Source organism: Morganella sp. EGD-HP17 (genome assembly GCF_000512315.2).
In the GTDB taxonomy this organism is placed as follows: domain Bacteria; phylum Pseudomonadota; class Gammaproteobacteria; order Enterobacterales; family Enterobacteriaceae; genus Morganella; species Morganella morganii.
The window spans coordinates 55,790-81,041 of sequence record NZ_AZRH01000015.1 but is presented as its reverse complement, the minus strand read 5'-3'; the positions used below and the strand labels follow the sequence as shown (position 1 = coordinate 81,041).

The following is a 25,252-nucleotide window of genomic DNA, read 5'->3' as shown; positions in this document are numbered from 1 at the left end:
AGGCAACTGCCGCTCCTCCGTACGCAACAGGTTCAGGGTCATAATTATGTTTGATACTCTCGCAAAAGCAGGACGTTATCTCGGTCAGACCGCCAAAATGATGATTGGTGTGCCGGATTACGATAACTATGTACAACACATGAAAAACACCCATCCTGATCAGACACCGATGACCTATGAAGAGTTTTTCCGCGATCGTCAGGATGCCCGTTACGGCAGCAAAGGCGGCCCGAAATGCTGCTGAGCCGCACAACGGCAATCATGTAAAAATACCGCACTGATTGCGGTATTTTTTTATTTCAGCGGCAGTTTTTTTCCTGTAACGCCGTCAGCTGACTCAGGCGGACAGTGGCTTTTGCCCTGGCATCATCTTTGGCAATCCCGTTACCGATACCGAAATCTCCCAGAAATCCCAGCACCGTTTTGCCGTCAAACTGCCCGGTTTTTTCAATTTCCTGCTGAATGCTGCGGGTTTTGGCAATTTCCGTTTTAATATCATGACAGTTCATTAAGGCAGATTCCTCACCGGATACCGCTGCGGCCTGCGGGTATTGTTTGGTGGCACAGGCAGACAGCAGTAAGACAAACGGGATAATAACAGCGATTTTTTTCATGGTATTTTTACTCTCAGAAAGAAAACTCAGACCATAAGAAAAAATGCACCGGCCGGATATCAAATACCGGCCTTAAATCCGCATATCCATAAAAAAACCGCCGGATTTCTGCGGCGGTTCCTGTGATAATCAGAGAAACTGACTCACTCGTCTTCTTCCTCACCTTCAAATAACGTAAATCCGCCCAATCCTTCCCAGCCCGGCAGCGCGTCATAAACCTGCTGTACAGCACGGGTGACTTTCTCATTGACCGGCATATAAAACCCGACCAGATCCGGCTGAATACCCAGGAAAATCACCTCCGGGATATCTTCTTTCAGCTGATCGATAAGAAAGTTGAGCGGCAGATTATGCGTGCTCATGATAAACATGTCAGCGATATCATCCGGGTCAATAATGCGGATCTCTCCGGGATTCAGGCCGATATCCGCCGCATCCACAATCAGCAGACGTTCCGGTTTCAGTGCCCGCACCTGGTGCGCCACATTCTCCGGTGCACTGCCGCCGTTAACGGCAATCCAGCCGTCAACCGGGTTCGCTTCCATCAGATCAGACAGCATCGGTCCCGCCGCATCATCCCCCATCATGCTGTTACCGACCGCCAGCATCACATTTTTTGCAGTGGTTTCACTCATGGGCGGCGCTTCACTATCAGGTAAATTGCCGGTTCACGCTCAATTTCCCCCAGCAGGCGGATAAGCGTGGCACTCCATTCGCGGAAGTCCGGATTTTTATCTTTCGTCAGCGGATCCAGTGCCAGTGCCAGCATATTGGTATGCGTGGAGTCGATATTGATTTCACCGAAGGTGATAAGCCCCTGCAATTTGCGGCGCGCCTCCCCTTCGGGAAGCGCATTCACCCAGGACTGATAACCGCTGAGCGGGCAGATGAGCTCCGTATTCAGACAATCGATCATGCCAACGTGGTGGCCGATTGCCAGCGAGTAGTACATCACCTGCTGAGCTTCTTCCGGAACATCGGTATCACTGTCGACAAATTTCTGTCTCAGCGACCAGAAGATCACTTTTCCGTCAGTACCTGCATGATCGGGTGTCTGTTCAGGCATGAATGCCTCCTTGTTGTAATACGGTCACCAGACGGTTCACAATTTCGCGCAGACGCGGATCCTGCTCTTCATCCATCCAGGTCTGCATTGTGCCTTTCACCTGCTCCGGTGTGGCATTTTCCAGCAGTGTCAGGAAGCGGTCGCTGATTTCGCGCCCCTGATAATACCCGGCCTGGCGGCGTGCCTCACGCTCAATCATCACGCGGGTTGCCAGCGGAATGGAAGGCAGCAGCAGCTGAACGCGCTCATTGTCTTCCTCGACATGATCCTGACCTTTCAGTTTCTGGTTCAGCAGACCCAGAGCCACCGCAAAACCGTAGATGGTTGCAGCCGGTGTCGGCGGGCAGCCCGGGATCCAGACATCAATCGGCACGATGTGCTCGCTGCCGCCCCAGACACAGTACAGGTCATGGAAGATACCGCCGCCGCAGCCGCAGGCACCGTAAGAGATACAGATTTTCGGATCCGGCGCGGATTCATACGCCCGCAGTGCCGGCATCCGCATAGCGCGGGTCACCGCACCGGTAAACAGCAGAATATCCGCATGACGCGGCGAAGCCACCACTTTGATCCCGAAACGTTCGGCATCAAAGACCGGGGTAATCGCGGAGAAAATCTCAATCTCACAGCCGTTACAACCGCCGCAGTCCACACGGTAAACATACGCTGAACGTTTGATATCTTTCAGCAGCGTGCTTTTCAGTTTCGCCACCTGCTCATCCATCTTCAGCGGTTCGCTGACATGATGGTTCACCGGGATTTCAGGCAAACTCATGATTTTTCTCCCTCAATATGCAGACGGAAGTTCTGACGGTCATTGTTCTGACGGTCATTGTTCAGCAGGTTATTTTTCTGCTTACAGGACGGACAGGTTTCATACATCGGCCGCAATGCTTCAATTCCGCTCTCTTCAACACCTGACGCCACCATCAGCGCCATAGCATATTCCACGGATTTTTTCGGTGCGAAGGCTTCCCCGCACTGGCGGCAGTGCTGTAAGCGGAATGTCCCTTTCATATAGAGATCCGCCTTGTTCATCACCGCCGTTTCAAACTCCTCGGTCAGATGGATAGCTCTGGTCGGGCAGACTTCCTCGCAGCGTGCACAATAAATGCAGCGGCCGAGGAATAACTGCCAGCGGCGCTCACCGCTTTCCAGGTCAGTTTCTATCGTCAGGGCGTTTGCCGGACAGGCAGAAATACAGGCACCGCAGGCGATGCACTGTTCCGGCACATATTCCGGCTTACCACGGAACCCGTGCGCCACTTCCAGTGGTTTGAACGGGTATTTGATTGTTGCTGTCCTCGCATTGCGGAGGGTTTTAAACAGTTTGAACATGGTATTCCCTCCGGCTTATTTCAGCGGTGAATGTTTGCGATCGATGCTGTACTGCTCGATCTCTTTGTACGCCACAGTTTTCGCTTTGCGTTTTTTCACATCCACCAGCGTCACACGGTCAGTACAGGAGTAGCAAGGGTCAAGGCTGCCGATAATCAGCGGCGCATCGGAAACGGTATTGCCCTGCAGCATGTAGCGCAGCACCGGCCAGTTAGCGTAAGTGGCCGCGCGGCAGCGCCAGCGGAACAGTTTCTGGTTATCACCCAGCATGCTCCAGTGGATATCTTCCCCGCGCGGTGCTTCGGTGTAACCCAGCGCAAATTTGTGCGGCTGATAGGTAAAACCTTCGGTCAGAATCGGCCCTTCCGGCATGTTATCCAGCGCATATTCGATCATGGACAGTGAATCCAGCACTTCTTTGATACGCACCATCACACGGGAGTAAACATCGCAGCCGTCCATGGTAAACAGGGTTTTCGGCAGGTTACCGTAATCGGCAAACGGGTGGTCGAAACGCACGTCACGGGCGAAGCCGCTGGCGCGGATCATCGGCCCGACCGGGCTGTAATCACGGGCAACCTGCGGATCCAGACGGCCGACACCGACGGTACGCTGTTCCATGTTCGGCGTGCTCAGCAGCATATCCACCAGTTGAGTGACATCCGCACGCATCTCTCGGACCAGCTGAATGGTTTTCACCCGCTGCTCTTTGAGGAAGTCACGGCGCACACCGCCGATCAGGTTGGTACCGTAAGTTTTACGGGCACCGGTCAGCAGCTCGGCCATGGTCATGGATTTTTCACGCACACGGAAGAATTGCATAAAGCCGGTATCAAAGCCGGTAAAGTGGCTGGCGAGACCGATGTTCAGCAGGTGGCTGTGCAGACGCTCCACTTCCAGCAGCACGCTGCGGATAGTGTGCGCACGCTGCGGCACATAAATCCCCAGGGCGTTTTCCACCGAAGTGGTGTACGCCACGCTGTGGGTAAAGCCGCAGATGCCGCACACACGGTCAGACAGGAAAGTGACTTCGTTATACCCCATACGGGTTTCCGCCAGTTTTTCCATACCGCGGTGGACGTAGAACATACGGTAGTCCGCATCGACAATCCGCTCCCCGTCAACAAACAGACGGAAGTGACCCGGTTCATCAGACGTGATGTGCAGCGGGCCGATTGGCACAACGCGCGCATCTTTTTTGCTGTCGTTGATAAACTCGTAAGTTTCGGTATCGGTGGTCGGTGCCGGGCGCTGACGGTAATCCATGGTGTCTTTGCGCAGCGGATAGAGATCATCCGGCCAGTCATCCGGCAGCACCAGGCGGCGCTCATCCGGCAGACCCACCGGACGCAGCCCGTACATATCGCGGATTTCACGCTCGCCCCACACCGCAGCAGGCACGCGCGGTGTGACAGACGGGAATTCCTGGGTGATCGGGCTGACATACGCCTTCACGGTCACCCAGCATTTTTCACCCTCTTCCATAGAGAGTGCATAGTAAACCGCGAACTGCCCGTTAAGCGGACGCTCATCGTTACCCCACAGCACCGGCAGCCAGCCGCCGCAGCCGTAGTACAGAAACTCCACCACTTCCGGCAGCATTTCTGTTTTGATGGTGATGGTCAGCTGGTTGGCAGTCTGCCACTCCTCTTCCAGCACCGCATGGGGAAATTTCTCGCGGACCTGTGCCAGATAGCCCGCGCCTTTACGAACGCCCTGAAGGGTATCTGTGTAATTCTGATAGCTCACGTTTATTTCTCCTGCGATGATGTGGATGTTGTATCAACACCCCACGGCCAGCGGTAGTCCGGGGTGGTTAATTCTGTACCTGGTAATGCACTGTCCGTCAGGACAATAGTGGCGGCATTTTCGAGCAGACGGCTAACCGGCTGCGGAATGTGGGTGCCCATCACCAGCATCAGTACAATGAGGATGGCCATCGGCAATGTCGTCAGGATCCCTGCCTCGCCGCGTGACACGCAGTCAGGCTGTGCGCCGAACAGGGTTTTCGATACCATTCTAACCAACCCGCCGAGGACGATAGTGAGCAGGATCAAAAGCAGCAGCGTCAGCCAGAAATGATCAGCCGCCAGACCCGCAACCACCGTCATAAACTCACTCAGGAACACGTTAAACGGCGGCATACCACCGAGTGCCAGCGCGCCGCCCGCAAAGACAACTGCCGTAAACGGCATGGTGCGCAGCATCCCTTTGACCACCGTGATATCACGGGTGCCGTACTTCAGTAACACGTTACCGGAACCGCAGAACAGCAGGGTTTTACCCAGGCTGTGGTTCAGTGTGTGCAGCAGTGCGGCCAGCACACCCAGCGGGCCGCCGATACCCAGCGCCACCGCGATCAGCCCCATGTTTTCCACACTGGAGTACGCCAGCAGGCGTTTCATATCACGCTGGATCAGGATAAAGAATGCCGCCACAGCCACAGAGAGCAGGCCGAAGACCAGCAGCAGTGTTTGTGTGAATTCCCCGCCGATAGCCGAGGTGATAATGATGTAGTAACGGATGATAATCAGCAGTGCGCAGTTCAGCAGAACCGCGGACAGCAGCGCGGAGACCGGGCTCGGCGCCTCACTGTGTGCATCCGGCAGCCAGGCGTGCATCGGGAACAGACCGGTTTTGGTACCGAAACCAATCAGCACAAACACAAAGGCCAGGTGCATCAGGGTCGGATCCAGCAGCGCGGTATGTTTCAGCACTTCGGTCCAGAAGATAGCCAGTTCCGGATCCGGCATCACACTCGCCGCATTCGCATACACGAGGATGGTGCCGAACAGACCGAACGCCACACCCACACTACAGATGATGATGTATTTCCACGCCGCTTCCAGGGAAGAGCGCTGTCCGTAGATACCCACCAGGAACGCAGAACTGAGTGTGGTGGCTTCTACTGCCGCCCACATCAGGATCAGGTTGTTACTGGTGATCACCAGCAGCATGGTGAACAGGAACAGATGGAAGAAACCGTAATAGTTACAGAGTGTTGCCACACTCACTTCACCATCATTCACTTCGTGGTTCATGTAACCGATGGAGTACAGACCGGTCAGGAAACCGACAATCCCGAGGATCGCCAGGAATAACCCGGCCAGGCTGTCCAGGTGGATCCAGCGGTTCGCCATCAGCAGATCACCTTCCGCACTGATGGTGTACACCATCCACAGCGAGAAGACGAGCATCAGGGAGATACCGGTGGTATGCACCAGGGTGACCACACCTTTCGCCCCGCCGCCTGCCAGGCGGCAGGCAAATGCCAGCAGTGAAATCACCAGCGGCGTTGCCATTAATAACGTTAACAACATGATTTGACTCATCTCATCACCCCTTCAGCGCGGTCAGTTGATCCACGTTCAGTGTGTTGAGCGTGCGATAGATTTTACGTGCCAGCACCGCCATGATAATCACAGCGAAAATGGCGTCCGTCGCGATACCGATTTCCACCAGCTCCGGCGCTTTATACGCCAGCAGAGCCAGTGTCAGGTGCGATCCGTTTTCCATCAGGCAATAACCGAATGCCTGTTTCAGGATGTTGCGCTGTGTCACGATGCAGAGTAAGCCCAGCATAAAGTGACCCAGGGAAACCGCCAGTGCCGGTTTCAGATCCGCCACCATCGGCAGTTTCACCGGTTCGACCACAAACCAGCACAGCACCACAATCACCGCCGCAGCCAGCATCAGCCAGGCCGGGCTTATCACGCCGCCGTTGGCGGTCGGATCAGACAGTTTGCGGAAGGCATAGCCCATAATCAGCGGCACCAGCACCACTTTGGTCGCGAAGGCGGTGATCGCCCACATGCCCAGCTGCGGTGCATCCAGTGTCTGTGACAACGTGGCGAAAATCGCCACCAGCACCAGAGACTGAAGTGCATAGAACCAGCAGGAAGCCACCGGGCGCTTCGCCCCGATGACCAGCAGCGAGGTGATCATCATCAGCCCCGCCAGATTGTTCACAATAATGGAACCAGTCATACTTTCTCTCCCTTAACCGAGCCAGATGACGGCGATAACACTTGAACAGAACGACATCACAATCAGCAGGCCGATAACCCACTGCATTGCTGCCGGAACCGGAGTTCCGTTTGCCACGTCTTCGCTCGGCTCGCCCGGCACAACTTTGCCGAACCAGTAGAGCAGCCAGGCAAAGCTGGCAACAGATTCAATCAGCACCAGCACCATGATTGGCGCGAAGATCCAGAACTGTTCAGATAACGCGAAACCGGCCGCGAAAATCGGGAATTTACTGAAGAAGCCGTTAAGCGGCGGCACCCCGGCAATCGCCAGCGCAGCCACACAGAAACCGACACCCAGCAGCGGATAGCGTTTTGACAGACCACGCAGACGCGGCAGCATACGGGTCCCGCAACTGTAGCTGAGCGCACCGGCCACCAGGAAGAACAGACTCTTGGCAAACGCGTGGTTAAAGATGTACGCGATACCGCCGTCAAAGGCTTCTTTGGATCCGAAGATGGACAGCGATAACGCGAGGAAGATATACGCCAGCTGGGTAATGGTTGACCAGGCCAGCAGACGTTTCATATCTTTCTGCGGCAGATACATCATAAAACCATACACCAGCGTGATAACGGCCATCACCACGCCGACCCAGCCGATGATTTCCGGCACATGGTCAGAGGACATGATGCTGCGGGCAAAGATATAAACGCCCACTTTCACCATAGACGCGGCGTGCAGATACGCACTCACCGGTGTCGGCGCTTCCATCGCGTCCGGCAGCCAGGCCTGTAACGGCAGCTGGGCTGATTTACCCCATGCCGCAAACAGGATCCCGCCGAAGACGATCAGGCTTTGTGCCTCATTCAGCTGGTTAATCGCGCTCAGGGCAAACGTACCGGTACTGATAAACAGGGTTGCCGCCGCCATAAACAGGCCGAGGGAACCCACGTGTGTGATCAGCAGCGCTTTCATTGCGGAACGCTGGGCTTTTTCTGTCTGGTAGTAACCAATCAGCGCCCATGAACAGCCACCGGTGATTTCAAAGAACAGTAACTGCCCCAGAATCGTGGATGACAGCACCACGCCCGCCATCGCGCCGATAAAAATCAGCAGGAAGGCATAATAGCGGCGGGTCGGCCCGTGAGCGTGCTCGCGGTTACCTTCAGTCAGGTAGCCGGTGGAGTACAGACAAATCAGGAAGCCGAGGAACACCACCGCAAACGCAATCAGAGTGCTCACGCCGTCAACGGTAAAGCCGAACAGCGCGATATTACCGGCCTGAACCAGTTCCAGTGTGGTGGCGGTCTTACCACCGTCGAGATACAGCCAGCCCAGTGCCGCCGTACCGAGAGAGGCCAGCAGCGCGACTAAGGTACTCAGCCACGGGGCCATGCGCGTCGGCAGGACACTGACCAGCAACGCCCCGGCAAACGGAATCAGCAGGGTCGCCAGTGCAATATTTTCTAACATGCTTTATCGCTCCTTACAGACCGGTGAGATAGAACACGAATCCGAGCGCAGCCACGCCGAATCCTAACCAGGTCACATGATGCGTCAGCAGAAAACGACCACGGGCCAGACTGTTTTCGACCAGCGATGCCAGAACGAAAATCACCAGCAGTTTTACCAGCATCAGTCCCAGCGCCAGCAGCAGACTGCCTGTGGTCAGAACGGATGCACTGCCGAACGGGAAGAAAATCGAGAGAAACAGGACTGCCACAACCACCTGTTTCAGACCGATCCCCCACTTCACCAGCGCCAGACCGGAACCGGAGTACTCGGTCAGCGGCCCTTCCTGCAGTTCCTGCTCGGCTTCCGCGACGTCGAACGGGATTTTGCCCATTTCGATAAAGGTCGCGAAACCACAGGCCAGCATGGCCAGGAAGGTGGCGGTCGGTGATACCCAGCCCTGACTCATCACGGCACTGATGCTGCCGATATTGGTCGAACCGGCAATCAGCGCAACCACCAGCAGGCCGAGGAACAGAATCGGCTCCACCAGCACGCCGAGGGTCAGCTCACGGCTGGCACCGATACCGGCGAACGGGCTGCCGGTATCCAGACCGGACAGGGAGAAGAAAAAGCGGAACAGCGCGAAAATATATAAAATGATGATGAGGTCGCCTGCCCCGCTGAACAGTGACGTTGTGGTAACAACCGGCAGCGCCATCGCCAGCAGCAGCATGCTGCCGAGCAGCACATACGGCATCACCCGGAAAATAAACCCGGAATCACGCGGTGCCACGGACTGGCGTTTCAGCAGTTTGGTAATATCACGGTAATCCTGCATAATGCCCGGCCCCTGACGGGAGTGCATTTTTGCGCGGATCTGACGGGAGATGCCGGTAAACAACGGCGTCAGCAGCAGCAGGAAAATCGCCTGAACCACTGCGAAGAGCCCCGTCATCAATGTAGGTGTATCCTGAATCGACATGGTTTCTCTCCTTACGCCGCAATCACAACAAGCAGAACAACCAGTGCGGCCACGACATACAGACAGTAAAGTCTGAAGTCCCCGCCCTGAAGGCACTGAATGCGTTTGGCGAAACGGTTAATCCCGCGCACCAGCGGATAAATAATGCGTTCATCCCAGAATGGCTCGACTTTTCCGGCCCCGGCTTTGGTCACGTCTAAGGCATGAGCCAGACGCGCTGACGGATCAAGTTGTTTGCGCATGCGGTACAACGGTGCAAACATTGAGCGCAGCGGCTGGGTAAAGCCACCGGCAGATACGGACATATCGCGTTCCCAGGCATAACCACACGCCCAGGCGTCGCCTTTGCGGCGGAAGTTCATCTGTTTGCCTTTGAAGACCAGATAGATGATGAACGGGATCAGCGGCAGTGCCAGCAGTAACAGGAATGTCATGGCCGGTGAAATCATGGCCTGAGCAGCGGAATCCGGTACCAGCATCGCGCCCTGTGCCACTGTCACATCCGTGCCTGCGGTCAGGGTCATCGCTACTTTCGCCAGAACCGGTGCAATCACACTCGCACCGACACCCAGCAGCACACACACCACGGCCAGAATCAGCATTGCGGCAGTCATTGTCCACGGCACTTCGCGGGCATGAGTGGCGGCTTCACTGCGCGGACCGCCGCAGAAACTGACACCGTACACTTTCACGAAACACATCGCCGCCAGTGCACCGGTAATCGCCAGCATCACAATGGCAATCGGGCCGCTGATTTTCATGATGAATGTGCCGTCATGGCTCATTGAGAACAGTGACTGATAGGTGTACCACTCACTGACAAAGCCGTTGAGCGGCGGTAACGCGGAAATCGCCATACAACCGATTAAGAACGCGGTTGCAGTCAGCGGCATCAGTTTGGCGAGGCCGCCCATTTTTTCCATATCACGGGTGTGGATACGGTAAATCACCGCACCGGCACCGAGGAACAGCAGACCTTTAAACACCGCATGGTTGAGCAGGTGATAAATCGCGCCGAGCAGACCAATCGTCGCCAGCACCGGCATATCATTCGCCATACCAACCATTGCCACACCGACCCCCATCAGGATAATCCCGATGTTTTCCACGGTGTGCCACGCCAGCAGACGTTTGATATCGTGCTCCGCCAGCGCATACATAACGCCGAGAACGGAAGAGACCGCGCCGAAGCCCAGTACCACGATACCCCACCAGCCCTGGGTTGCACCCAGCAGGTCGATACCGACTTTAATGATCCCGAAGATACCGATTTTCACCATCACACCGGACATCAGTGCGGAGGCGTGAGACGGTGCAGCCGGGTGAGCCTGCGGCAGCCAGCTGTGCAGCGGTAACATACCCGCTTTGGCACCGAAGCCGAAGAAGCCCAGCAGGAAGACCACAGAGGCCATCGCCGGAGACAGTGAGAGCTGACGGAAGGAATCGAAATCCAGACTGCCGCTTTCGCGCCACATCAGGAAGAAAGCGATCATAATCAGCACAGAACCGGCGTGGGCAATAAAGAAGTAGAGCAGACCGGCGCGGATGGATTTGTCATCCTGATCCGCGATCACCAGGAACCAGGAGGCCAGCGACATCATTTCAAACAGAATGATGAACCAGAAGGCGTTGTCCATCACCACCAGGGCAACCATAGAGGCGATAAACAGGTTCAGGAAGAAACCCATGCTCCACGCGCCGCGTCCCAGATATTCCTGCACATAGTTCAGGGAATACAGAGCGCTGACTGTCACCAGCAGCGAAATCACCATCACCATAAAGGCGGCGAGGCTGTCGAGGCGGACGACAAAATGGGCGAACGGGAAAGGTCCCTGAGCGAAGAACGTCAGTGTTTCGCCGCTCATCAGCACCGGAACGGCGCTGAATAAACCGAGGATCCCGCCGGCAATCGCCGTGATCCCGGCAACATACACTGCCATTTTTTCCTGCTGTTTAAACAGCAGCGAAATAAAACCGCCGGCGGTATACAGGGCAACGGACCATAAGAGTAATTCAAGAGATGTCATTTTCTGCTCTCCTGTCCTGAGACGAAAATGTCGAACTCCGGCGGCATCGCATCGACAGACGCGGTACGACGTTTCGCACTTTCGTTTTCCAGCTGATTCTCTTCAACGAGATGGAGGGCATCGGTCGGGCACACTTTCACACACGCCGGTCCTTCTTCACTGAAATCACACAAATCGCATTTCACCGCGATATTACGGATACCGGCATTCCATGCCAGGAACGGGTTCATGGTCGGCAGACTGTCCGGCACATCCAGCAGCATCTCTTTCGGCACATACTGCTCAAAGAAATCCGGCATATCGACAGGTTTACTGCCTGACGGGGTGATAGCCCCGAACGGACAGACCAGACCGCACAGTTTACAGCCGATACACAGGCTTTCATTCAGCACGATCATGTCATTTTCGTGTGTAATGGCATTCACCGGACACACACGGGCACACGGAGCATCATCACACTGACGACAAAGCATCGGCGCGGTCAGTTCCCCGATTTTCACCACATTCAATCTCGGATGTGTTTGTAATCCCTGCTGTTTATGCGTCTCAGAACAGGCCGCCATACAGGTATTACATCCGATACAAAGATGCGGGTCGGCAATAACAAAGCGATTCATTCGCCCCACCCTCCAGAAAAATCAGACGAGTCATATAGTTTGATACCCTTGCTAAGCATTTTTCATGCCATGTGTAAAAATGGATATTTATCAGTATATTGTCGTAATTTTCAGGGGCGGATAACTGTCGGTTCGACACTAATGACGACAAAAATGTCATGCGGTCTGCTGTCATCAGTTATGATGCAGATGATTAATGAATAAATATTGAACCAAGTAACCGATCGTTTCTCTAACTCTCTTTAGCGATGAAGTGATGTACCCGATGCCAATACGTCCGTTATTAAACACACTAAGAAATGAATTTGTTGTTTCTGCTGTTCTTGCCCTGTTTCTGGGCTTTTTTCTCAACTACACCGTGTATTTTTCCCGTGCTCAGAACCAGTTATTACTGGCCGGAGACTATGGTTCCCTTTATCTGATTGCTGAAATTTTTGCCAATGTTCTGTTCAGCTTCTTCTTGTTCCGGCTCATTGCCCAAACCGGATTACTGAGTTTTAAGATTCTGAGCAGCTTTATTATTCTGGTCAGTATCGCTGTCAGTTACTACGTGATGTTTTATGACGTGATTATCGGTTACGGAATTTTAGTTTCAACGCTGGCAACGGACAGTGTTGAACTGTCACAGGAAGCGGTCGGCGGGCATTTTTATCTCTGGTTCTCACTGCTTTCCGTTCCGGCTTTATTTCTGATCTGGTCGGCAAAAAAAACAAGCATACAAACGGCATCACGCCGCCGGGCACTCGCTCTGTTTACGTTTATTGTTATTCCGGTTCTGATTTTCGGTTATTTAAAACTGGCGGATGCCAATCAGAAAAAAATTGAAATGAACGGCAGTATTGATGTGTCGAGTTATGGCGGAGAGCTGAGTTACTCCTATTTACCGACCAACTGGATTGTGCCGCTGGTACAGTATGCGGTGGTCAAATATGACGATACCTTTAATGAAATTGATTTATTCGACCCGGCCGATGAATTTACTTACACTCCGGCGCCGCAGAATGACGATTTATATGTGGTTTTCGTGATAGGCGAAACCGCCCGCTGGGATCATATGCAATTACTCGGTTATGAACGGGAAACAACGCCATTATTATCTGCCGATAAAAACGTTATCGCCTTTAAAGGTCAGTCCTGTGATACCTCCACCAAATTATCGCTGCGCTGCATGTTTGTGCGTGAAGGCGGCGTAAAAGATAACGAACAGCGGACAGTTACCGAAAATAATGTTTTCTCTGTGATGAAACAGAACGGCTTTTATTCCGAGCTGTTTTCCATGCAAAGCGAAGTCTGGTTCTATAACCGGCTGGACCTGGATAATTATCTGATCCGTGAGATGATCACCGCTCAGAACAGAACGCCGGGCAAAGCTATCCGCGATGAATTACTGATGGATGAAGTTGATGACATGCTCGCCCGTAAAAAACAGGGGCAGAACCTGATCATTTTACATACCAAAGGCTCACATCATCTTTATTCCAAGCGTTATCCGCCTGAATTCCGCAAATATATGCCGGAATGCACAGAGGAAGGAACCAAATGCAGCATACAGGAAGAGATCAATGCTTATGATAATTCGATCTTATACACCGATCATTTTCTGCATGATCTGACCGAAAAATTAAAAGATAAAAATGCGATTGTCTTTTATACCTCCGATCACGGGGAATCCCTGGGCGAAAATAACGGGATGCGCCTGCACGGTACGCCACGGCATATTGCCCCGCCGGAGCAGTTCCGTGTGCCGTTTATTGTCTGGATGTCAGATAACTACATAAAAAATAACCCGTCTCTGTTTGATAACCTGAAAGAAAACAGCCGGACGCGGACATTTTTCCATCATGAATTATTCGATACCATTCTCGGCTGTTCCGGTGTGACATCATCCGACGGCGGGATTAATAATAAAAATAATCTCTGCTATCGGTGATACAGTAACCTCATCCGCTGATACAGAGAGAGAATTTAAGGATGAGAAAAACAGTTACCCTGCTGGCGCTCTGCCTGCCGCTGTCCGCAGCAATGGCAGACGACAGCAGTTGTACGGACGCACAGCGTCAGCTGAACCGGGAAAATACCTATATTATCACCGGCCTGTATCTGAACGGGCCGGTCAAATCCGTTGTTACCACACGCAATAACAAACAAAAATCTTACGGCAGCAGCGAAACCACCATTACATTGTCACCGTGCGGTGCCGTGACGCAGTATGAGCAGCAGATGTACTATCTGATAAGCCCGGATGTTTACCGGAAAGAACAGTACAAAACAGATCCGGATAATCCGCTTCACCTGACCGGCACAGCAGAATACAAATTTCACGGTAAACACATTAATTCACAGACAGACATCACCCGGACGATAAATGATAAAGGACAGATTGCCGGCTATACCTTACTGAATAAAAATACCGGTGACGATGAACAGGAGGATGCCGTTACTGCCCGTATCAATTGGGAAAACAGCCGGCTCCACAGTATGGATGAGGTGAAAACGGACGGAGAAAAATCAGAAAGTCTCTTTTACCGCTATGATTCACAAGGCCGCCTGTCACACGTTTCCCGTGGCTCCGGTTCCTCAGAGACCCGCTTTACTTACACTGCTCAGCCGTGGCCATCAGTCACTTTGATCTCTATTTACAGCGGCAGCGAACTGCTGAATGTACTCACCGAACGTTGTGAACAATGGGATCATCACGGTAACTGTCTGCTGCAAAAAAATTATATCGCCGATTATTACGGCTATTCTGCGGATGACAATCCGGAGCCGGTCTTACAAACCATTCAGCGTTACCGTTATGAATATTACTGAATATAAAAAAACCGCCGCTGATTCAGCGGCGGTTTTGTAATTCATCACGTAATCTTATTTCACGCGGGAAACGTATTCACCTGAACGGGTGTCAACTTTGATCACTTCACCAATCTGCACGAACAGAGGTACTTTAACCACTGCACCAGTGCTCAGGGTCGCTGGTTTACCGCCGGTACCGGCAGTATCACCTTTCAGGCCCGGATCGGTTTCCGTGATTTCCAGCTCAACAAAGTTTGGCGGGGTAACCGCGATAGGACGGCCGTCCCACAGGGTAACGATACATTCAGCCTGGTCGATCAGCCATTTGGCGTTATCACCGATAGCTTTCTCATCCGCAGCCAGCTGCTCGAAAGTTTCGTTGTTCATGAAGTGCCAGAACTCACCGTCGTTGTACAGGTAAGTCAGGTTCAGATCCATGACATCAGCGCCTTCCGCAGAGTCTGTTGATTTGAAGGTTTTCTCCAGCAGTTTGTTGGAGATCAGTTTACGCAGACGCACACGGGCGAATGCCTGACCTTTACCCGGTTTAACAAACTCACTTTCAACAACCACGCAAGGTTCGCCGTCTAACATAATTTTAAGACCTTGGCGAAATTCGTTGGTACTATAAGTAGCCATGGAAATCCTCTAATTTTAAATAAATGGCATAGCCAAAAAAATGGTCGATATTGTAACCCAAAAACAACCCGCCCGAGAAGTCTGGCTGCATCAACTCACTGATTCTGTCACTAACCCAACAGAACTGCTGGCAATATTAGGCCTGGAACAGGACGAAAACTGGCGTGCCGGTACTGATGCCCGCCGGTTGTTTGCTCTGCGTGTCCCCCGTCCTTTTATCGCCAAAATGGAAAAAGGCAATCCGCGCGATCCGTTATTACTTCAGACCATGACACACAGGGCTGAATTTGACCTGACCCCGGGGTTCTCTGACGATCCGCTGGATGAACAACACAGTGTTGTTCCGGGACTACTGCATAAATATCACAACCGGGCATTGCTGTTAGTGAAAGGCGGGTGCGCGGTCAACTGCCGCTACTGTTTCCGCCGTCACTTCCCGTATGAGGACAATAAAGGCACCAGACATAACTGGCAGCAGGCGCTCGATTATATCGCTAACCATCCTGAACTCAATGAAATCATTTTCTCCGGCGGTGATCCGCTGATGGCAAAAGACCATGAGCTGGACTGGCTGCTGACGCAACTGGAAGCGATTCCCCATATTCAGCGGCTGCGCATTCACAGCCGTCTGCCTGTCGTGATCCCTGAACGCATTACGCCGGGACTGACCGCGCGTTTCCGCGATTCACGGCTACAGATAATTTTAGTCACACATATCAATCACGCGAATGAAATCGACGATACATTGAAAGAAAAAATGAATCAGCTGCGTGAAAGCCGCGTTACCCTGCTCAATCAGAGCGTTCTTCTGCGTGATGTGAATGACAATGCAGAGGTGCTGGCACAGCTCAGTAATGCGCTGTTTGACGCCGGTATTCTGCCTTATTACCTGCATGTGCTGGATAAAGTACAGGGTGCGGGACATTTTCTGATCAGTGATGATGAAGCCCGCCGCATCATGCATGATCTTCTGCCGCGTATTTCCGGGTATCTGGTGCCGCGTCTGACCCGGGAAATCGGCGGTGAACCGAGTAAAACGCCGATCGATCTCCGTCTGCGTCAGAGCTGAGTATTACCACGTAAACACGGTCATCTGAAGAAATAGTATTTTACAGGTAACTTCAGACAGGTTAAATTGCGTACATTATGTATTATTGAGTACAAAATTATGACGGATTTTTTAACCTCAAACCAGGCCGCGTGGGATAAACAGGCGGAACAACAACAGGCGTGGTCAACACCGGTCAGCGCAGAGCTGATTGCGGCTGCCAAACAAGGAAACTGGGATGTGCATCTCACCCCGCAGCCGCTGCCGAAAGACTGGCTGGGAGATGTGAAAGGCAAACGTATTCTCTGTCTGGCCTCTGCCGGTGGTCAGCAGGCCCCGGTACTGGCTGCCGCCGGTGCGGATGTGACGGTGTTTGATTTATCAGATAAGCAACTTGAGCTCGATCGTCAGGTTGCTCAGCGCGACGGGCTGACACTGCAGGCGGTACAGGGCGATATGCGGGATCTCAGCGCATTTGCGGATGGTACTTTTGACTGCGTGTTCCATCCGATTTCCAATCTGTATATCCCGGATGTGAATCCGGTATGGCGTGAATGCCACCGCGTACTGAAAACCGGCGGCACACTATTGGCCAGTTTCTTTAATTCAGTGGTGTTTGTCGGCGATCGTGATGCGAAATACCGCAAAGAAGGCATTATCAGACCAGCATATAAAATGCCGTTCTCTGAACTGACAGCATTAACACCGGAGCAGTTGGCAGAGAAGCAGGCACGGCAGGAAGCTTTTGTGTTTGGTCATTCCCTGACAGATTTGATCGGCGGACAACTGAAAGCCGGTTTTCATCTGACAGATTTTTATGAGGACTGGCAACCGAACCCGCGTTTTGTTATCGATAATTATCTGCCGACATTTATTGCGACTGCGGCAGTTAAGGTACGATGAGGTCTGATAAACAGAAAGTCGCTGTAAATACAGTGGTTATCTGCAAGCTGATTTATTGCTTTCCGTGTGTTGTCCGTGATTACGGAGTCTGCGCCAGCGGCGGGTAAAAACAGAAAGTCGCTGTGAACACCTCCCTGTGCGCTCAGGCTCGCCATCCATGGCTCGCATGCTTTCTGTTTTCTTTACCCGCCGCCCGCGCTTTTCACATCTGAATAAAAAAACCACCGTTTATATTGACGGTGGTTTTTTTGTATCTGACTCAGACAATTTCGCTAAATCATTCAATCTGCAGCAAGGCGGCAAAGTGAGGACATCCGGGGAGCATACACCAGTATGTGACCCGCGTGGCCGAACGAAGCCAACACCGCTGCAGGTTGAAGGATGACGCGAATTCGTTAAATTATGGGCACTTAAATACCTGACCCGTCAGCTTGCTATCCACCGGGATCAGGCTGGACACAATCGCTGACTCTGCCGGGCTGCCGAGACCATAAATCACGTTACCGCCCATTGCCGCGGCTTTGTTACGCAGGTCATTTGCCGCACCGCGCATGGAGCTGCTTTCGTTACCGACACCGGTCATCCAGTTGCTCTGTACACCGGTAACTTCACCTAATTTCTGACATTCTGCCGGTGGCTGCTCTTCGGAAAAGCGGACCTGTGATCCGGCGGAGCTCAGTTCGTTCGTGGTCGTACAGCCTGCCAGTAATAACAGTGCCAGAGCACCGGGTAACATTTTAATCCGCATAGTTTTCCTCATTCACGGTTGGAAAAAATTTATACAGCTAATTTAACCACTTTGTGGCAGCGACTTCAAAAACTAATCGCTGAAAACCACCCGCTGATCGCAATCAGCCGCAAATTATGCATAAAAAAACCGGCACCTGAGTTTCCTCAGAGTGCCGGTTTGGTTTTTCCTGTGTCAGCCCGGTAATTTACTGATAGTCTTTTTTAATTTTCTGAGCGGCATCTGAACCACGTTTCGCTTCTTTTTCGGCGATTTCGACGGACAGACCAATATACGCGCGCGGATCTAACATTGCTTTGATTTCTTCATTGCTGAAGGCAGCGGTAATAGTGTCGTTTTTCGTCAGGTTTGTGTAGAAATCCTCACCATCTGCAGCGGTTTTAATCGCTTCCTCATACAATAATGAATGCGCCTTATCCTTACCCAGCTTTTCCGCCATTTTCATCATCACGTATTCGGTGTTATCCAGCCCTTTGTTTCTCATGACGTTGTGCAGCATTCTCTCTTCATGAGGTACGATGGTTCTGGTGAGCTCTTCTGTTCTCAGCAGCACTTCGGTGGTCAGTTCGAGTGCTTCCTCGATCAGTCCGTCGAATAACATATAAGAGCTGCTGTCACCCTCATACGGTCTGACAGCGGAGTACATGCCGACACCCGGCAGTGAGTACAGTTTCTGGGAGTTCGCAATAATGCCTTTGGCCAGTTTCGGGTTAATTTTGTGCGGCATAGTGCTGCTGCCCACAGTACCCCTGGTAAAGCCTTCGGAAACTTCCGCGATCTCTTCCAGCGTGGTGCTGTAAACTTCCTCACCGATTTTGTGGCAGATATTCGCCATCAGCGCCAGGTTCGCCATATACTCCAGTTTATGGGTGCTCAGGTTGCGGGACGGCACTTCCATCGCATGCATGCCGGTCAGTTCAGCAACTCGTTTCTGGACTTCCAGACCGATACCCGGCATGGTGTTAAATGCCCCGACCGCGCCCCCCATCATGATAGTGAACACACGCTTTTCACACTCTTTCATGCGCTGGCTGCAATCAATAAAATCGCTGATCCACACAGCCACTTTGTAGCCGTAAGTGATAGGAATGGCGTGACGGCCGTGTGTTCTGCCCGGCATCACCATGTGTTTGGTTTTTTCTGCGAGACGCGATAAATTTTCCAGGATCTCACTTAACAGCAGCATAAATTTATTATGGACTGTCTTCATCATATACAGCTGCGAACTCTGCTGAATATTCTGGGTGGTAATACCGTAATGAATATATTTACCACTCTCTTCCGAGCAGGCATTCACTAATACTTTTAAGAACGGTACGAAGCCATGACCGATTTTCTGATAGATACGGCTCATCTCTTCAAAATCGATATTCTCAATAACCGCCTTTTCTTTAATTTCACCGGCAGCAGACCGGGGAATAAACCCCAGTTCTGCCTGTGCCTGAGCTAACACTGATTCAAACATCAGCCAGGTATTGTATTTGGCTTCATCTGACAGCAGCGCTTTTATGCCGCGGTCATCGATGGTTTTACTTTTAGAATCATATAAAGCTCTCATCATATATCCTTTTATTTCTTCATTGCTTCATCAACAGCGTTGCGGACAAATTCAACCTTCGGTCCGTAAACAACATGGACGTGGTTTGCCGATGGAAAGAAGAATGCAGTACATCCTGATTCCGACATTAACTCTTTATCAATCTTATTCACTTCTGCGATATCGATACGCATACGGGTAATACAGTTATCAACGTTACGGATATTTTGTTTTCCGCCTAACGCCTCGATAAGAATTTCCGCAATTTCACCATAACGTTTTTCTTTAATTAACGTGTTTTTCAGATTGCTGGATTCTTCACGGCCCGGCGTTTTAATATCAAACCGGAGGATAGCCCAGCGGAAGATAAAGAACGTCACCACCGCCAGACCGGTACCGATAAGCACCAGGAATATCCAGTTAGTACGTTCGTACAGCAGGCCGAAAATCGTGAAATCGAAGATGGTTCCGCGGATATAACCAATCGCGACACCGGCGAATGACAGCAATACCGCACCAATACCCACGATGATGGCATAAATTAAATACAGCAGCGGTGCGATAAACACGAAGGTAAATTCAAGCGGTTCCGTGACGTTACCGAGCATGGCGGTCAGTACCATCGTCACCAGCATGGATTTCACTTCCGCGCGGTTCTCTTTCTTCGATGTTTTATAGATAGCTAACGCGATTGCCGGGAACAGGAACAGCGTCACCAGCATTTGCTGCTGCGCCATAAAGCGCGTCAGGCTTGGCATCATCGCCCAGTATTCAGTTCCGGGGCCCTGTTTGAATAACACTTCAGTCAGCGCCGGAACAACACCGACATAGGTTTGTCCGTCAATCACATAGGTACCGCCGGCTTCGGTAAATCTGAACAGCACGTTCCAGACGTGGTGCAGACCGAACGGAATAAACAGACGCTCACCGCCCGCCGTAAAGAACGGACCGACAGGACTCAGAAAGACAGCAGAGAGCTTCATCAGCCCCTGAACCAGCACTTCCCAGATAAACGGTAATGTCGCGCCGACCATAATCATCAGGCCGACCATGATGATGGAAACGGATTTTTTACCGGAGAAGAAAGCGAAGGCAGTCGGCAGTTCAAGGTTATAGAACTTATCCGTTGCCCAGGCGGCAATCAGACCGGTGATGATCCCCCCGGCGGCACTGATATTTAAGGTTTGGATCCCCAGAACCTTAATTTGCCCCACCTGCCCCATAATGGCCGGATCCGCCAGTTTACCGGTGAGTACCAGCCAGATATTCATGGTGATAATCAGCGACAAATACCCCACCACAGAGGCAAAGACCGCGATCCCCTTATCACGCTGACTCATCCCGTAGGCAACCCCCATGGCAAAGAGCAGCGGAATGTTGTCAAAAATAACACCGGCAATAGAGCGAATGCTGACAAGCAGTGCGTTAACCGTTTCATTTCCGAGGAAAGGGAACCGGGCGATCATGTAGGTCTGCACTAATGCACCACTTATCCCCAGAATCATACCTATCGGAGCCAAAACCCCGATTGGCAGGAGCAGTGTCCGGCCAAAGCGCTGGATCGACTCTCCGAATTTTCTTTTAGCCATATTATTTTCCCTGCGACGAAGAATATTGATATTACCCGGAATACTAGCACTGCGTTTTTGAAATGAAATGATGGTACGGTTTTAAATATTATCTCAGGTCTTAAATTATGACCCGGGTCATTCTAAGGCGATAATGATTTAAAAATCAGGATGATAATAATTTTTAAGACGTTCTGTTAATGATTTTCTGAATAAACGATTATTTTAAAAAAAGCAGGAATTATTGAACAAAAAGCATTCAATTCAACTTAAGCTAAATAATGAGTTTATTTACAGCAAACTTTCCAGCTCATTAATTAATAAATCCACCAGGATAAAAAACCCTGTTCTGGACTTTGAGTCATCCCGTTTGGTGTCATAACTGTCAGAGAAGCAAAAGAGTGTGTTATTTGCGTATGTGGTCAGTTCATTCGTGTGGAAGGCAGTCATACTGATGATATGGGCATCTTTCAGCTGGACGATTTTTGCGGTTTCAATGATCTTTTTGGTTCCGCCGGAAAGGGAGATAAAAATCACGGTGTCATCTTTGCTGACAAGGCGGGTAAAGGAATCAGAAAGGTTATAATCATTAATAAAAAAGCAGTGCAGTCCCAGCGAAAATAATAAATGCTCCAGATAGTAACCGACTGCCTTGCTGGTTCCCCGTGCCACCAGAAAGATATTCCGTGAACCGCGCAATGTTTTTGCACAATCGCGGATCTGATCTTCATTAATCAGTGTGAAGGTCTTATGAATATTATTCTCGAGCTGTTTTTTATAGGATGCAGGTGCTTTTTTCTCTGCTTTATTTTGTGAGAGGATATGATTGTTAATCTGAAATTTAAGTTCTTTAAACCCGCTGAAACCTAATTTCTGGGATAAATTGATAATCACCGTTTTGGACACAAACGTTTTGGCGACTAATTCATTAATATTTAACCAGGGGATATCGGCAATATTTTCCGTAAGATATTTTAATACTTTCTTCTCACTGACGGTTAAGTTGTCGTAATTCTTCAGAAAATCCAGCATATCCGGCACTCCCCCATTTCAGCAGCGGTATCTCTCAATAATACCTCATAATGATGATAAACAGTGGGATATTATAAAATACAAACCGGACACACAAAAAAAAGCCCGTAACCAATCAGGTTACGGGCTTTTTCAGCAAACAATTGCAGTCAGACTACATGATTACATCATGCCGCCCATACCGCCCATGCCGCCCATACCACCGGCTGCACCTAAATCCATTTTGTCGTCTTTAGGCAGTTCAGTGATCATCGCTTCAGTGGTGATCATCAGACCCGCGATAGAACCGGCGAACTGCAGAGCAGAACGGGTTACTTTAGTCGGATCCAGGATACCCATTGCGATCATGTCGCCGTATTCTTCGGTGGCTGCGTTGTAACCATAGTTACCTTTACCTCCTTTCACGGTGTTAACAACAACAGATGGTTCTTCACCTGCGTTTTCAACGATCTGACGCATAGGTGCTTCCATTGCGCGCAGCGCAACACGGATACCCACGTTCTGATCTTCGTTATCACCGGTCAGGGCAGTCAGAGCAGCCGCAACGCGGACTAATGCAGTACCGCCGCCGGCAACCACACCTTCTTCAACGGCTGCGCGGGTTGCGTGCAGAGCATCGTCAACACGGGCGCGTTTTTCTTTCATTTCAACTTCAGTTGCCGCACCGACTTTGATAACAGCAACACCGCCTGCCAGTTTCGCTACGCGCTCCTGCAGTTTTTCACGGTCGTAATCTGAGGTTGAATCTTCGATCTGCTGACGGATCTGACCAACGCGTGCTGCGATAGTCTCTTCGTCACCCACACCATCAATGATAGTAGTGGTATCTTTGTTGATAACGATACGTTTTGCCTGACCCAGGTCTTCCAGAGTTGCTTTTTCCAGCTCCATACCGATCTCTTCAGAGATAACAGTACCGTTGGTCAGGGTTGCGATATCCTGCAGCATCGCTTTACGACGGTCGCCGAAGCCCGGTGCTTTCACCGCAGCCACTTTCACGATACCGCGCATGGTGTTAACCACCAGTGTTGCCAGTGCTTCACCTTCAACATCTTCTGCGATGATCATCAGCGGTTTGCTTGCTTTGGCAACGCCTTCCAGAACCGGCAGCAGTTCACGGATGTTGGAGATTTTTTTGTCGACCAGCAGGATGTACGGGTTTTCTAACTCAACAGAACCGGTTTCCGGTTTGTTGATGAAATACGGGGAGAGGTAACCGCGGTCGAACTGCATACCTTCAACAACATCCAGTTCGTCTTCCAGGCCGGTGCCTTCTTCGACAGTGATAACGCCTTCTTTACCGACTTTATCCATCGCTTCCGCAATCAGTTTACCGACGGTTTCATCGGAGTTTGCAGAGATAGTACCTACCTGCGCGATTGCAGTGGTATCAGAGCATGGTGCAGACAGTTTTTTCAGTTCTTCAACGGCTGCAACAACGGCTTTATCGATACCGCGTTTCAGATCCATCGGGTTCATGCCCGCAGCAACGGCTTTCAGGCCTTCAGTGATGATAGACTGAGCCAGTACGGTTGCAGTGGTGGTACCGTCGCCCGCAGCGTCATTCGCTTTGGAGGCAACTTCTTTCACCATCTGTGCGCCCATGTTTTCGAACTTGTCGTCCAGCTCGATTTCACGCGCAACAGACACACCATCTTTAGTGATAACCGGTGCGCCGAATGATTTGTCTAACACAACGTTACGGCCTTTCGGACCTAAAGTGACTTTTACTGCGTCTGCCAGAACATTGACACCACGGAGCATTTTAACACGGGCGTCGTTACCGAATTTTACGTCTTTAGCTGCCATTATTTCTATTCCTTCGAATGCTTTTATGGTTTAAGAAGATCTGAGTACAACCAGTACGGTGTAATTATGCTTCGACAATCGCCAGGATGTCGCTTTCAGACATAATCAGCACTTCTTCATTATCAATTTTTTCAGCTTTTACGCCGTAACCATCATTGAAAATCACGATATCACCGACTTTAACGTCGAGTGGTTTCATTTCGCCGTTTTCCAGGATGCGACCGTTACCTACTGCCAGCACTTCACCACGGGTCGATTTACCTGCCGCTGTACCGGTCAGGACGATCCCGCCCGCTGATTTCGCTTCAACTTCTTTACGCTTAACAATAACACGGTCGTGCAAAGGACGAATTTTCATTGATAGATCTCCTGTAAAAAAATCCGTATCAAATAACGTGGATTAAAGGTTCAGGCCGGATACTAATACCATTGCCATGTTTGAGCAGATGGGGTCAGTTCCGGACAAGTTCAAGGGGGCAGAGATGAAAAAAATACGAAATTTCACGGTCTCTGTCCAAACTGTTCAGATATCAGGGTTTATCCTGCGGATTATCATCATTGTGCGACGCCGGTGACTGGTTGAGCCGCTGTGATGATGTATCACCACGGCGCTCAAATTCCCCTTCGTACACATTCCCCCGGTTTGCCGCGTTACCGGCGAACGGGTTCGTCCGCGGCTGATACACGCGGATAAACGGCAGCACACGGGACACCAGCAATTTCTGTACCGGCGGCAGCAACAGCAGCAACCCTAAGAAATCGGTGAAAAAGCCCGGCAGGACCAGCAGGATCCCGGCCAGCACCAGAGAGACGCTTTTGATCATCTCTGCCGCAGGGCTCTCACCCGCCTGAATTTTCTGCTGAATCAGACTCAGATTACGCATTCCCTGATTGCGCACCAGAGATACGCCGAGACAGGATGTCAGCACCACCAGCACCAGTGTCATAAACACACCGATGGCGGATGCCACGTGAACAAAAATGACCGCCTCAATATAGATCAGCAGACAAATGAGGATAAGGGGTAACCAACGCATAACGTCTTCCTTATGTGGTGCACTGTGATGTAAAAAACCGCCCCTTTGTCAGCCTTTGTGAACTACTTCT

The 25,252-nt window shown here is 51.3% G+C and carries 26 protein-coding genes; 6 read left to right on the top strand and 20 right to left on the bottom strand.

Annotation, left to right across the window (positions count from 1 at the left end; genetic code table 11):
- Nucleotides 1-46: 46 nt before the first annotated feature.
- Complete coding sequence (locus X965_RS15305; protein ID WP_004235011.1) at nt 47-244, top strand: YbdD/YjiX family protein; 198 nt, start codon at nt 47-49, stop codon at nt 242-244.
- A 55-nt stretch (nt 245-299) separates the two neighbouring features.
- On the opposite strand, the gene X965_RS15300 is transcribed toward X965_RS15305, so the two are convergent.
- From X965_RS15300 to X965_RS15245, 12 genes are all read right to left on the bottom strand, one after another.
- A complete protein-coding gene (locus X965_RS15300) occupies nt 300-614 on the bottom strand; it encodes a hypothetical protein (RefSeq protein ID WP_004235010.1) in 315 nt (104 codons plus the stop codon).
- Between the two features lie 143 nt (nt 615-757).
- Nucleotides 758-1,249 carry a hydrogenase maturation peptidase HycI gene (hycI, locus tag X965_RS15295; RefSeq protein WP_004235008.1) on the bottom strand — a complete coding sequence of 164 codons (492 nt, stop codon included), beginning with the start codon at nt 1,247-1,249 and terminating at the stop codon, nt 758-760.
- Nucleotides 1,246-1,680 carry a formate hydrogenlyase maturation HycH family protein gene (locus X965_RS15290; RefSeq protein ID WP_004235007.1) on the bottom strand — a complete coding sequence of 145 codons (435 nt, stop codon included), beginning with the start codon at nt 1,678-1,680 and terminating at the stop codon, nt 1,246-1,248. The genes hycI and X965_RS15290 overlap by 4 nt, the downstream gene beginning before the upstream one ends.
- Nucleotides 1,673-2,455 (bottom strand): NADH-quinone oxidoreductase subunit B family protein, encoded by a 783-nt coding sequence (locus tag X965_RS15285; RefSeq protein WP_015422993.1) that lies wholly within the window; start codon nt 2,453-2,455, stop codon nt 1,673-1,675. Before X965_RS15285 ends, X965_RS15290 begins: the two co-directional genes overlap by 8 nt.
- Nucleotides 2,452-3,018 carry a hydrogenase 4 subunit H gene (gene hyfH / locus X965_RS15280; protein WP_036418735.1) on the bottom strand — a complete coding sequence of 189 codons (567 nt, stop codon included), beginning with the start codon at nt 3,016-3,018 and terminating at the stop codon, nt 2,452-2,454. The genes X965_RS15285 and hyfH overlap by 4 nt, the downstream gene beginning before the upstream one ends.
- 15 nt (nt 3,019-3,033) lie before the next feature.
- Nucleotides 3,034-4,767, bottom strand: coding sequence for an NADH-quinone oxidoreductase subunit C (locus X965_RS15275; protein ID WP_036418734.1), 1,734 nt, complete (start codon nt 4,765-4,767; stop codon nt 3,034-3,036).
- A gap of 2 nt (nt 4,768-4,769) precedes the next feature.
- The gene (locus X965_RS15270) at nt 4,770-6,350 is read right to left on the bottom strand and encodes a hydrogenase 4 subunit F (RefSeq protein WP_004240593.1); all 1,581 of its coding nucleotides are present in this window, start codon (nt 6,348-6,350) and stop codon (nt 4,770-4,772) included.
- A gap of 4 nt (nt 6,351-6,354) precedes the next feature.
- Nucleotides 6,355-7,005 carry a hydrogenase 4 membrane subunit gene (gene hyfE, locus X965_RS15265; RefSeq protein ID WP_004235001.1) on the bottom strand — a complete coding sequence of 217 codons (651 nt, stop codon included), beginning with the start codon at nt 7,003-7,005 and terminating at the stop codon, nt 6,355-6,357.
- 12 nt (nt 7,006-7,017) lie between these two features.
- Nucleotides 7,018-8,460: a hydrogenase 4 subunit D gene (locus X965_RS15260; protein ID WP_004235000.1), complete on the bottom strand. Its 1,443-nt coding sequence runs from the start codon at nt 8,458-8,460 to the stop codon at nt 7,018-7,020.
- Nucleotides 8,461-8,473: 13 nt separating this feature from the next.
- The gene (locus X965_RS15255) at nt 8,474-9,424 is read right to left on the bottom strand and encodes a respiratory chain complex I subunit 1 family protein (RefSeq protein WP_036418733.1); all 951 of its coding nucleotides are present in this window, start codon (nt 9,422-9,424) and stop codon (nt 8,474-8,476) included.
- 11 nt (nt 9,425-9,435) lie between these two features.
- The gene (hyfB, locus tag X965_RS15250) at nt 9,436-11,451 is read right to left on the bottom strand and encodes a hydrogenase 4 subunit B (protein ID WP_004234996.1); all 2,016 of its coding nucleotides are present in this window, start codon (nt 11,449-11,451) and stop codon (nt 9,436-9,438) included.
- The gene (locus X965_RS15245) at nt 11,448-12,068 is read right to left on the bottom strand and encodes a 4Fe-4S dicluster domain-containing protein (protein WP_004234994.1); all 621 of its coding nucleotides are present in this window, start codon (nt 12,066-12,068) and stop codon (nt 11,448-11,450) included. The genes hyfB and X965_RS15245 overlap by 4 nt, the downstream gene beginning before the upstream one ends.
- A 256-nt stretch (nt 12,069-12,324) precedes the next feature.
- Between X965_RS15245 and eptB the strand changes: the two genes are divergently transcribed.
- Both eptB and X965_RS15235 read left to right on the top strand, forming a co-directional pair.
- On the top strand, nt 12,325-13,998 hold the full coding sequence (gene eptB / locus X965_RS15240; protein ID WP_004234993.1) for a kdo(2)-lipid A phosphoethanolamine 7''-transferase: 1,674 nt from the start codon (nt 12,325-12,327) through the stop codon (nt 13,996-13,998).
- Between the two features lie 41 nt (nt 13,999-14,039).
- A complete protein-coding gene (locus X965_RS15235; protein WP_004234991.1) occupies nt 14,040-14,879 on the top strand; it encodes a hypothetical protein in 840 nt (279 codons plus the stop codon).
- Between the two features lie 54 nt (nt 14,880-14,933).
- Here X965_RS15235 and efp read toward each other — a convergent pair whose 3' ends face one another.
- A complete protein-coding gene (gene efp, locus X965_RS15230) occupies nt 14,934-15,500 on the bottom strand; it encodes an elongation factor P (RefSeq protein WP_004234989.1) in 567 nt (188 codons plus the stop codon).
- Between the two features lie 40 nt (nt 15,501-15,540).
- On the opposite strand from efp, the gene epmB reads away from it, so the two are divergent.
- The 3 genes from epmB to X965_RS15215 all read left to right on the top strand — a co-directional run bounded on the left by epmB (nt 15,541) and on the right by X965_RS15215 (nt 17,836).
- On the top strand, nt 15,541-16,569 hold the full coding sequence (epmB, locus tag X965_RS15225) for an EF-P beta-lysylation protein EpmB (RefSeq protein WP_004240597.1): 1,029 nt from the start codon (nt 15,541-15,543) through the stop codon (nt 16,567-16,569).
- A gap of 99 nt (nt 16,570-16,668) precedes the next feature.
- On the top strand, nt 16,669-17,451 hold the full coding sequence (locus X965_RS15220) for a class I SAM-dependent methyltransferase (RefSeq protein WP_036418772.1): 783 nt from the start codon (nt 16,669-16,671) through the stop codon (nt 17,449-17,451).
- A 157-nt stretch (nt 17,452-17,608) separates the two neighbouring features.
- Nucleotides 17,609-17,836 carry a hypothetical protein gene (locus X965_RS15215; protein ID WP_004234983.1) on the top strand — a complete coding sequence of 76 codons (228 nt, stop codon included), beginning with the start codon at nt 17,609-17,611 and terminating at the stop codon, nt 17,834-17,836.
- Between the two features lie 15 nt (nt 17,837-17,851).
- Here the strand turns inward: X965_RS15215 and X965_RS15210 are convergent, their stop codons facing one another.
- From X965_RS15210 to X965_RS15180, 7 genes are all read right to left on the bottom strand, one after another.
- Nucleotides 17,852-18,199 (bottom strand): DUF4156 domain-containing protein, encoded by a 348-nt coding sequence (locus X965_RS15210; RefSeq protein WP_004234982.1) that lies wholly within the window; start codon nt 18,197-18,199, stop codon nt 17,852-17,854.
- A 187-nt stretch (nt 18,200-18,386) separates the two neighbouring features.
- Nucleotides 18,387-19,757: an adenylosuccinate lyase family protein gene (locus X965_RS15205; protein ID WP_004240599.1), complete on the bottom strand. Its 1,371-nt coding sequence runs from the start codon at nt 19,755-19,757 to the stop codon at nt 18,387-18,389.
- Nucleotides 19,758-19,768: 11 nt separating this feature from the next.
- The gene (locus tag X965_RS15200) at nt 19,769-21,325 is read right to left on the bottom strand and encodes a PTS transporter subunit EIIC (protein ID WP_004234974.1); all 1,557 of its coding nucleotides are present in this window, start codon (nt 21,323-21,325) and stop codon (nt 19,769-19,771) included.
- A 270-nt stretch (nt 21,326-21,595) separates the two neighbouring features.
- Nucleotides 21,596-22,336: a MurR/RpiR family transcriptional regulator gene (locus X965_RS15195; protein ID WP_004234972.1), complete on the bottom strand. Its 741-nt coding sequence runs from the start codon at nt 22,334-22,336 to the stop codon at nt 21,596-21,598.
- A gap of 162 nt (nt 22,337-22,498) precedes the next feature.
- Nucleotides 22,499-24,145: a chaperonin GroEL gene (gene groL, locus X965_RS15190; RefSeq protein WP_004234968.1), complete on the bottom strand. Its 1,647-nt coding sequence runs from the start codon at nt 24,143-24,145 to the stop codon at nt 22,499-22,501.
- Between the two features lie 64 nt (nt 24,146-24,209).
- Nucleotides 24,210-24,503, bottom strand: coding sequence for a co-chaperone GroES (locus X965_RS15185; RefSeq protein ID WP_004240601.1), 294 nt, complete (start codon nt 24,501-24,503; stop codon nt 24,210-24,212).
- 172 nt (nt 24,504-24,675) lie between these two features.
- Complete coding sequence (locus X965_RS15180) at nt 24,676-25,182, bottom strand: FxsA family protein (protein ID WP_036418730.1); 507 nt, start codon at nt 25,180-25,182, stop codon at nt 24,676-24,678.
- Nucleotides 25,183-25,252: the final 70 nt, after the last annotated feature.

What these genes read in the sequence shown, in the direction of transcription:
- groL (WP_004234968.1), bottom strand. Translation starts at nt 24,145, where the DNA reads ATGGCAGCTAAAGACGTAAAATTCGGTAACGACGCCCGTGTTAAAATG.
- X965_RS15180 (WP_036418730.1), bottom strand. Translation starts at nt 25,182, where the DNA reads ATGCGTTGGTTACCCCTTATCCTCATTTGTCTGCTGATCTATATTGAG.
- X965_RS15285 (WP_015422993.1), bottom strand. Translation starts at nt 2,455, where the DNA reads ATGAGTTTGCCTGAAATCCCGGTGAACCATCATGTCAGCGAACCGCTG.
- eptB (WP_004234993.1), top strand. Translation starts at nt 12,325, where the DNA reads ATGTACCCGATGCCAATACGTCCGTTATTAAACACACTAAGAAATGAA.
- hyfB (WP_004234996.1), bottom strand. Translation starts at nt 11,451, where the DNA reads ATGACATCTCTTGAATTACTCTTATGGTCCGTTGCCCTGTATACCGCC.
- X965_RS15220 (WP_036418772.1), top strand. Translation starts at nt 16,669, where the DNA reads ATGACGGATTTTTTAACCTCAAACCAGGCCGCGTGGGATAAACAGGCG.
- X965_RS15290 (WP_004235007.1), bottom strand. Translation starts at nt 1,680, where the DNA reads ATGCCTGAACAGACACCCGATCATGCAGGTACTGACGGAAAAGTGATC.
- hycI (WP_004235008.1), bottom strand. Translation starts at nt 1,249, where the DNA reads ATGAGTGAAACCACTGCAAAAAATGTGATGCTGGCGGTCGGTAACAGC.
- X965_RS15305 (WP_004235011.1), top strand. Translation starts at nt 47, where the DNA reads ATGTTTGATACTCTCGCAAAAGCAGGACGTTATCTCGGTCAGACCGCC.
- X965_RS15270 (WP_004240593.1), bottom strand. Translation starts at nt 6,350, where the DNA reads ATGAGTCAAATCATGTTGTTAACGTTATTAATGGCAACGCCGCTGGTG.
- X965_RS15195 (WP_004234972.1), bottom strand. Translation starts at nt 22,336, where the DNA reads ATGCTGGATTTTCTGAAGAATTACGACAACTTAACCGTCAGTGAGAAG.
- X965_RS15300 (WP_004235010.1), bottom strand. Translation starts at nt 614, where the DNA reads ATGAAAAAAATCGCTGTTATTATCCCGTTTGTCTTACTGCTGTCTGCC.
- X965_RS15235 (WP_004234991.1), top strand. Translation starts at nt 14,040, where the DNA reads ATGAGAAAAACAGTTACCCTGCTGGCGCTCTGCCTGCCGCTGTCCGCA.
- X965_RS15260 (WP_004235000.1), bottom strand. Translation starts at nt 8,460, where the DNA reads ATGTTAGAAAATATTGCACTGGCGACCCTGCTGATTCCGTTTGCCGGG.
- epmB (WP_004240597.1), top strand. Translation starts at nt 15,541, where the DNA reads ATGGTCGATATTGTAACCCAAAAACAACCCGCCCGAGAAGTCTGGCTG.
- X965_RS15245 (WP_004234994.1), bottom strand. Translation starts at nt 12,068, where the DNA reads ATGAATCGCTTTGTTATTGCCGACCCGCATCTTTGTATCGGATGTAAT.
- X965_RS15200 (WP_004234974.1), bottom strand. Translation starts at nt 21,325, where the DNA reads ATGGCTAAAAGAAAATTCGGAGAGTCGATCCAGCGCTTTGGCCGGACA.
- X965_RS15205 (WP_004240599.1), bottom strand. Translation starts at nt 19,757, where the DNA reads ATGAGAGCTTTATATGATTCTAAAAGTAAAACCATCGATGACCGCGGC.
- X965_RS15215 (WP_004234983.1), top strand. Translation starts at nt 17,609, where the DNA reads ATGGCTCGCATGCTTTCTGTTTTCTTTACCCGCCGCCCGCGCTTTTCA.
- hyfH (WP_036418735.1), bottom strand. Translation starts at nt 3,018, where the DNA reads ATGTTCAAACTGTTTAAAACCCTCCGCAATGCGAGGACAGCAACAATC.
- efp (WP_004234989.1), bottom strand. Translation starts at nt 15,500, where the DNA reads ATGGCTACTTATAGTACCAACGAATTTCGCCAAGGTCTTAAAATTATG.
- X965_RS15210 (WP_004234982.1), bottom strand. Translation starts at nt 18,199, where the DNA reads ATGCGGATTAAAATGTTACCCGGTGCTCTGGCACTGTTATTACTGGCA.
- X965_RS15185 (WP_004240601.1), bottom strand. Translation starts at nt 24,503, where the DNA reads ATGAAAATTCGTCCTTTGCACGACCGTGTTATTGTTAAGCGTAAAGAA.
- hyfE (WP_004235001.1), bottom strand. Translation starts at nt 7,005, where the DNA reads ATGACTGGTTCCATTATTGTGAACAATCTGGCGGGGCTGATGATGATC.
- X965_RS15255 (WP_036418733.1), bottom strand. Translation starts at nt 9,424, where the DNA reads ATGTCGATTCAGGATACACCTACATTGATGACGGGGCTCTTCGCAGTG.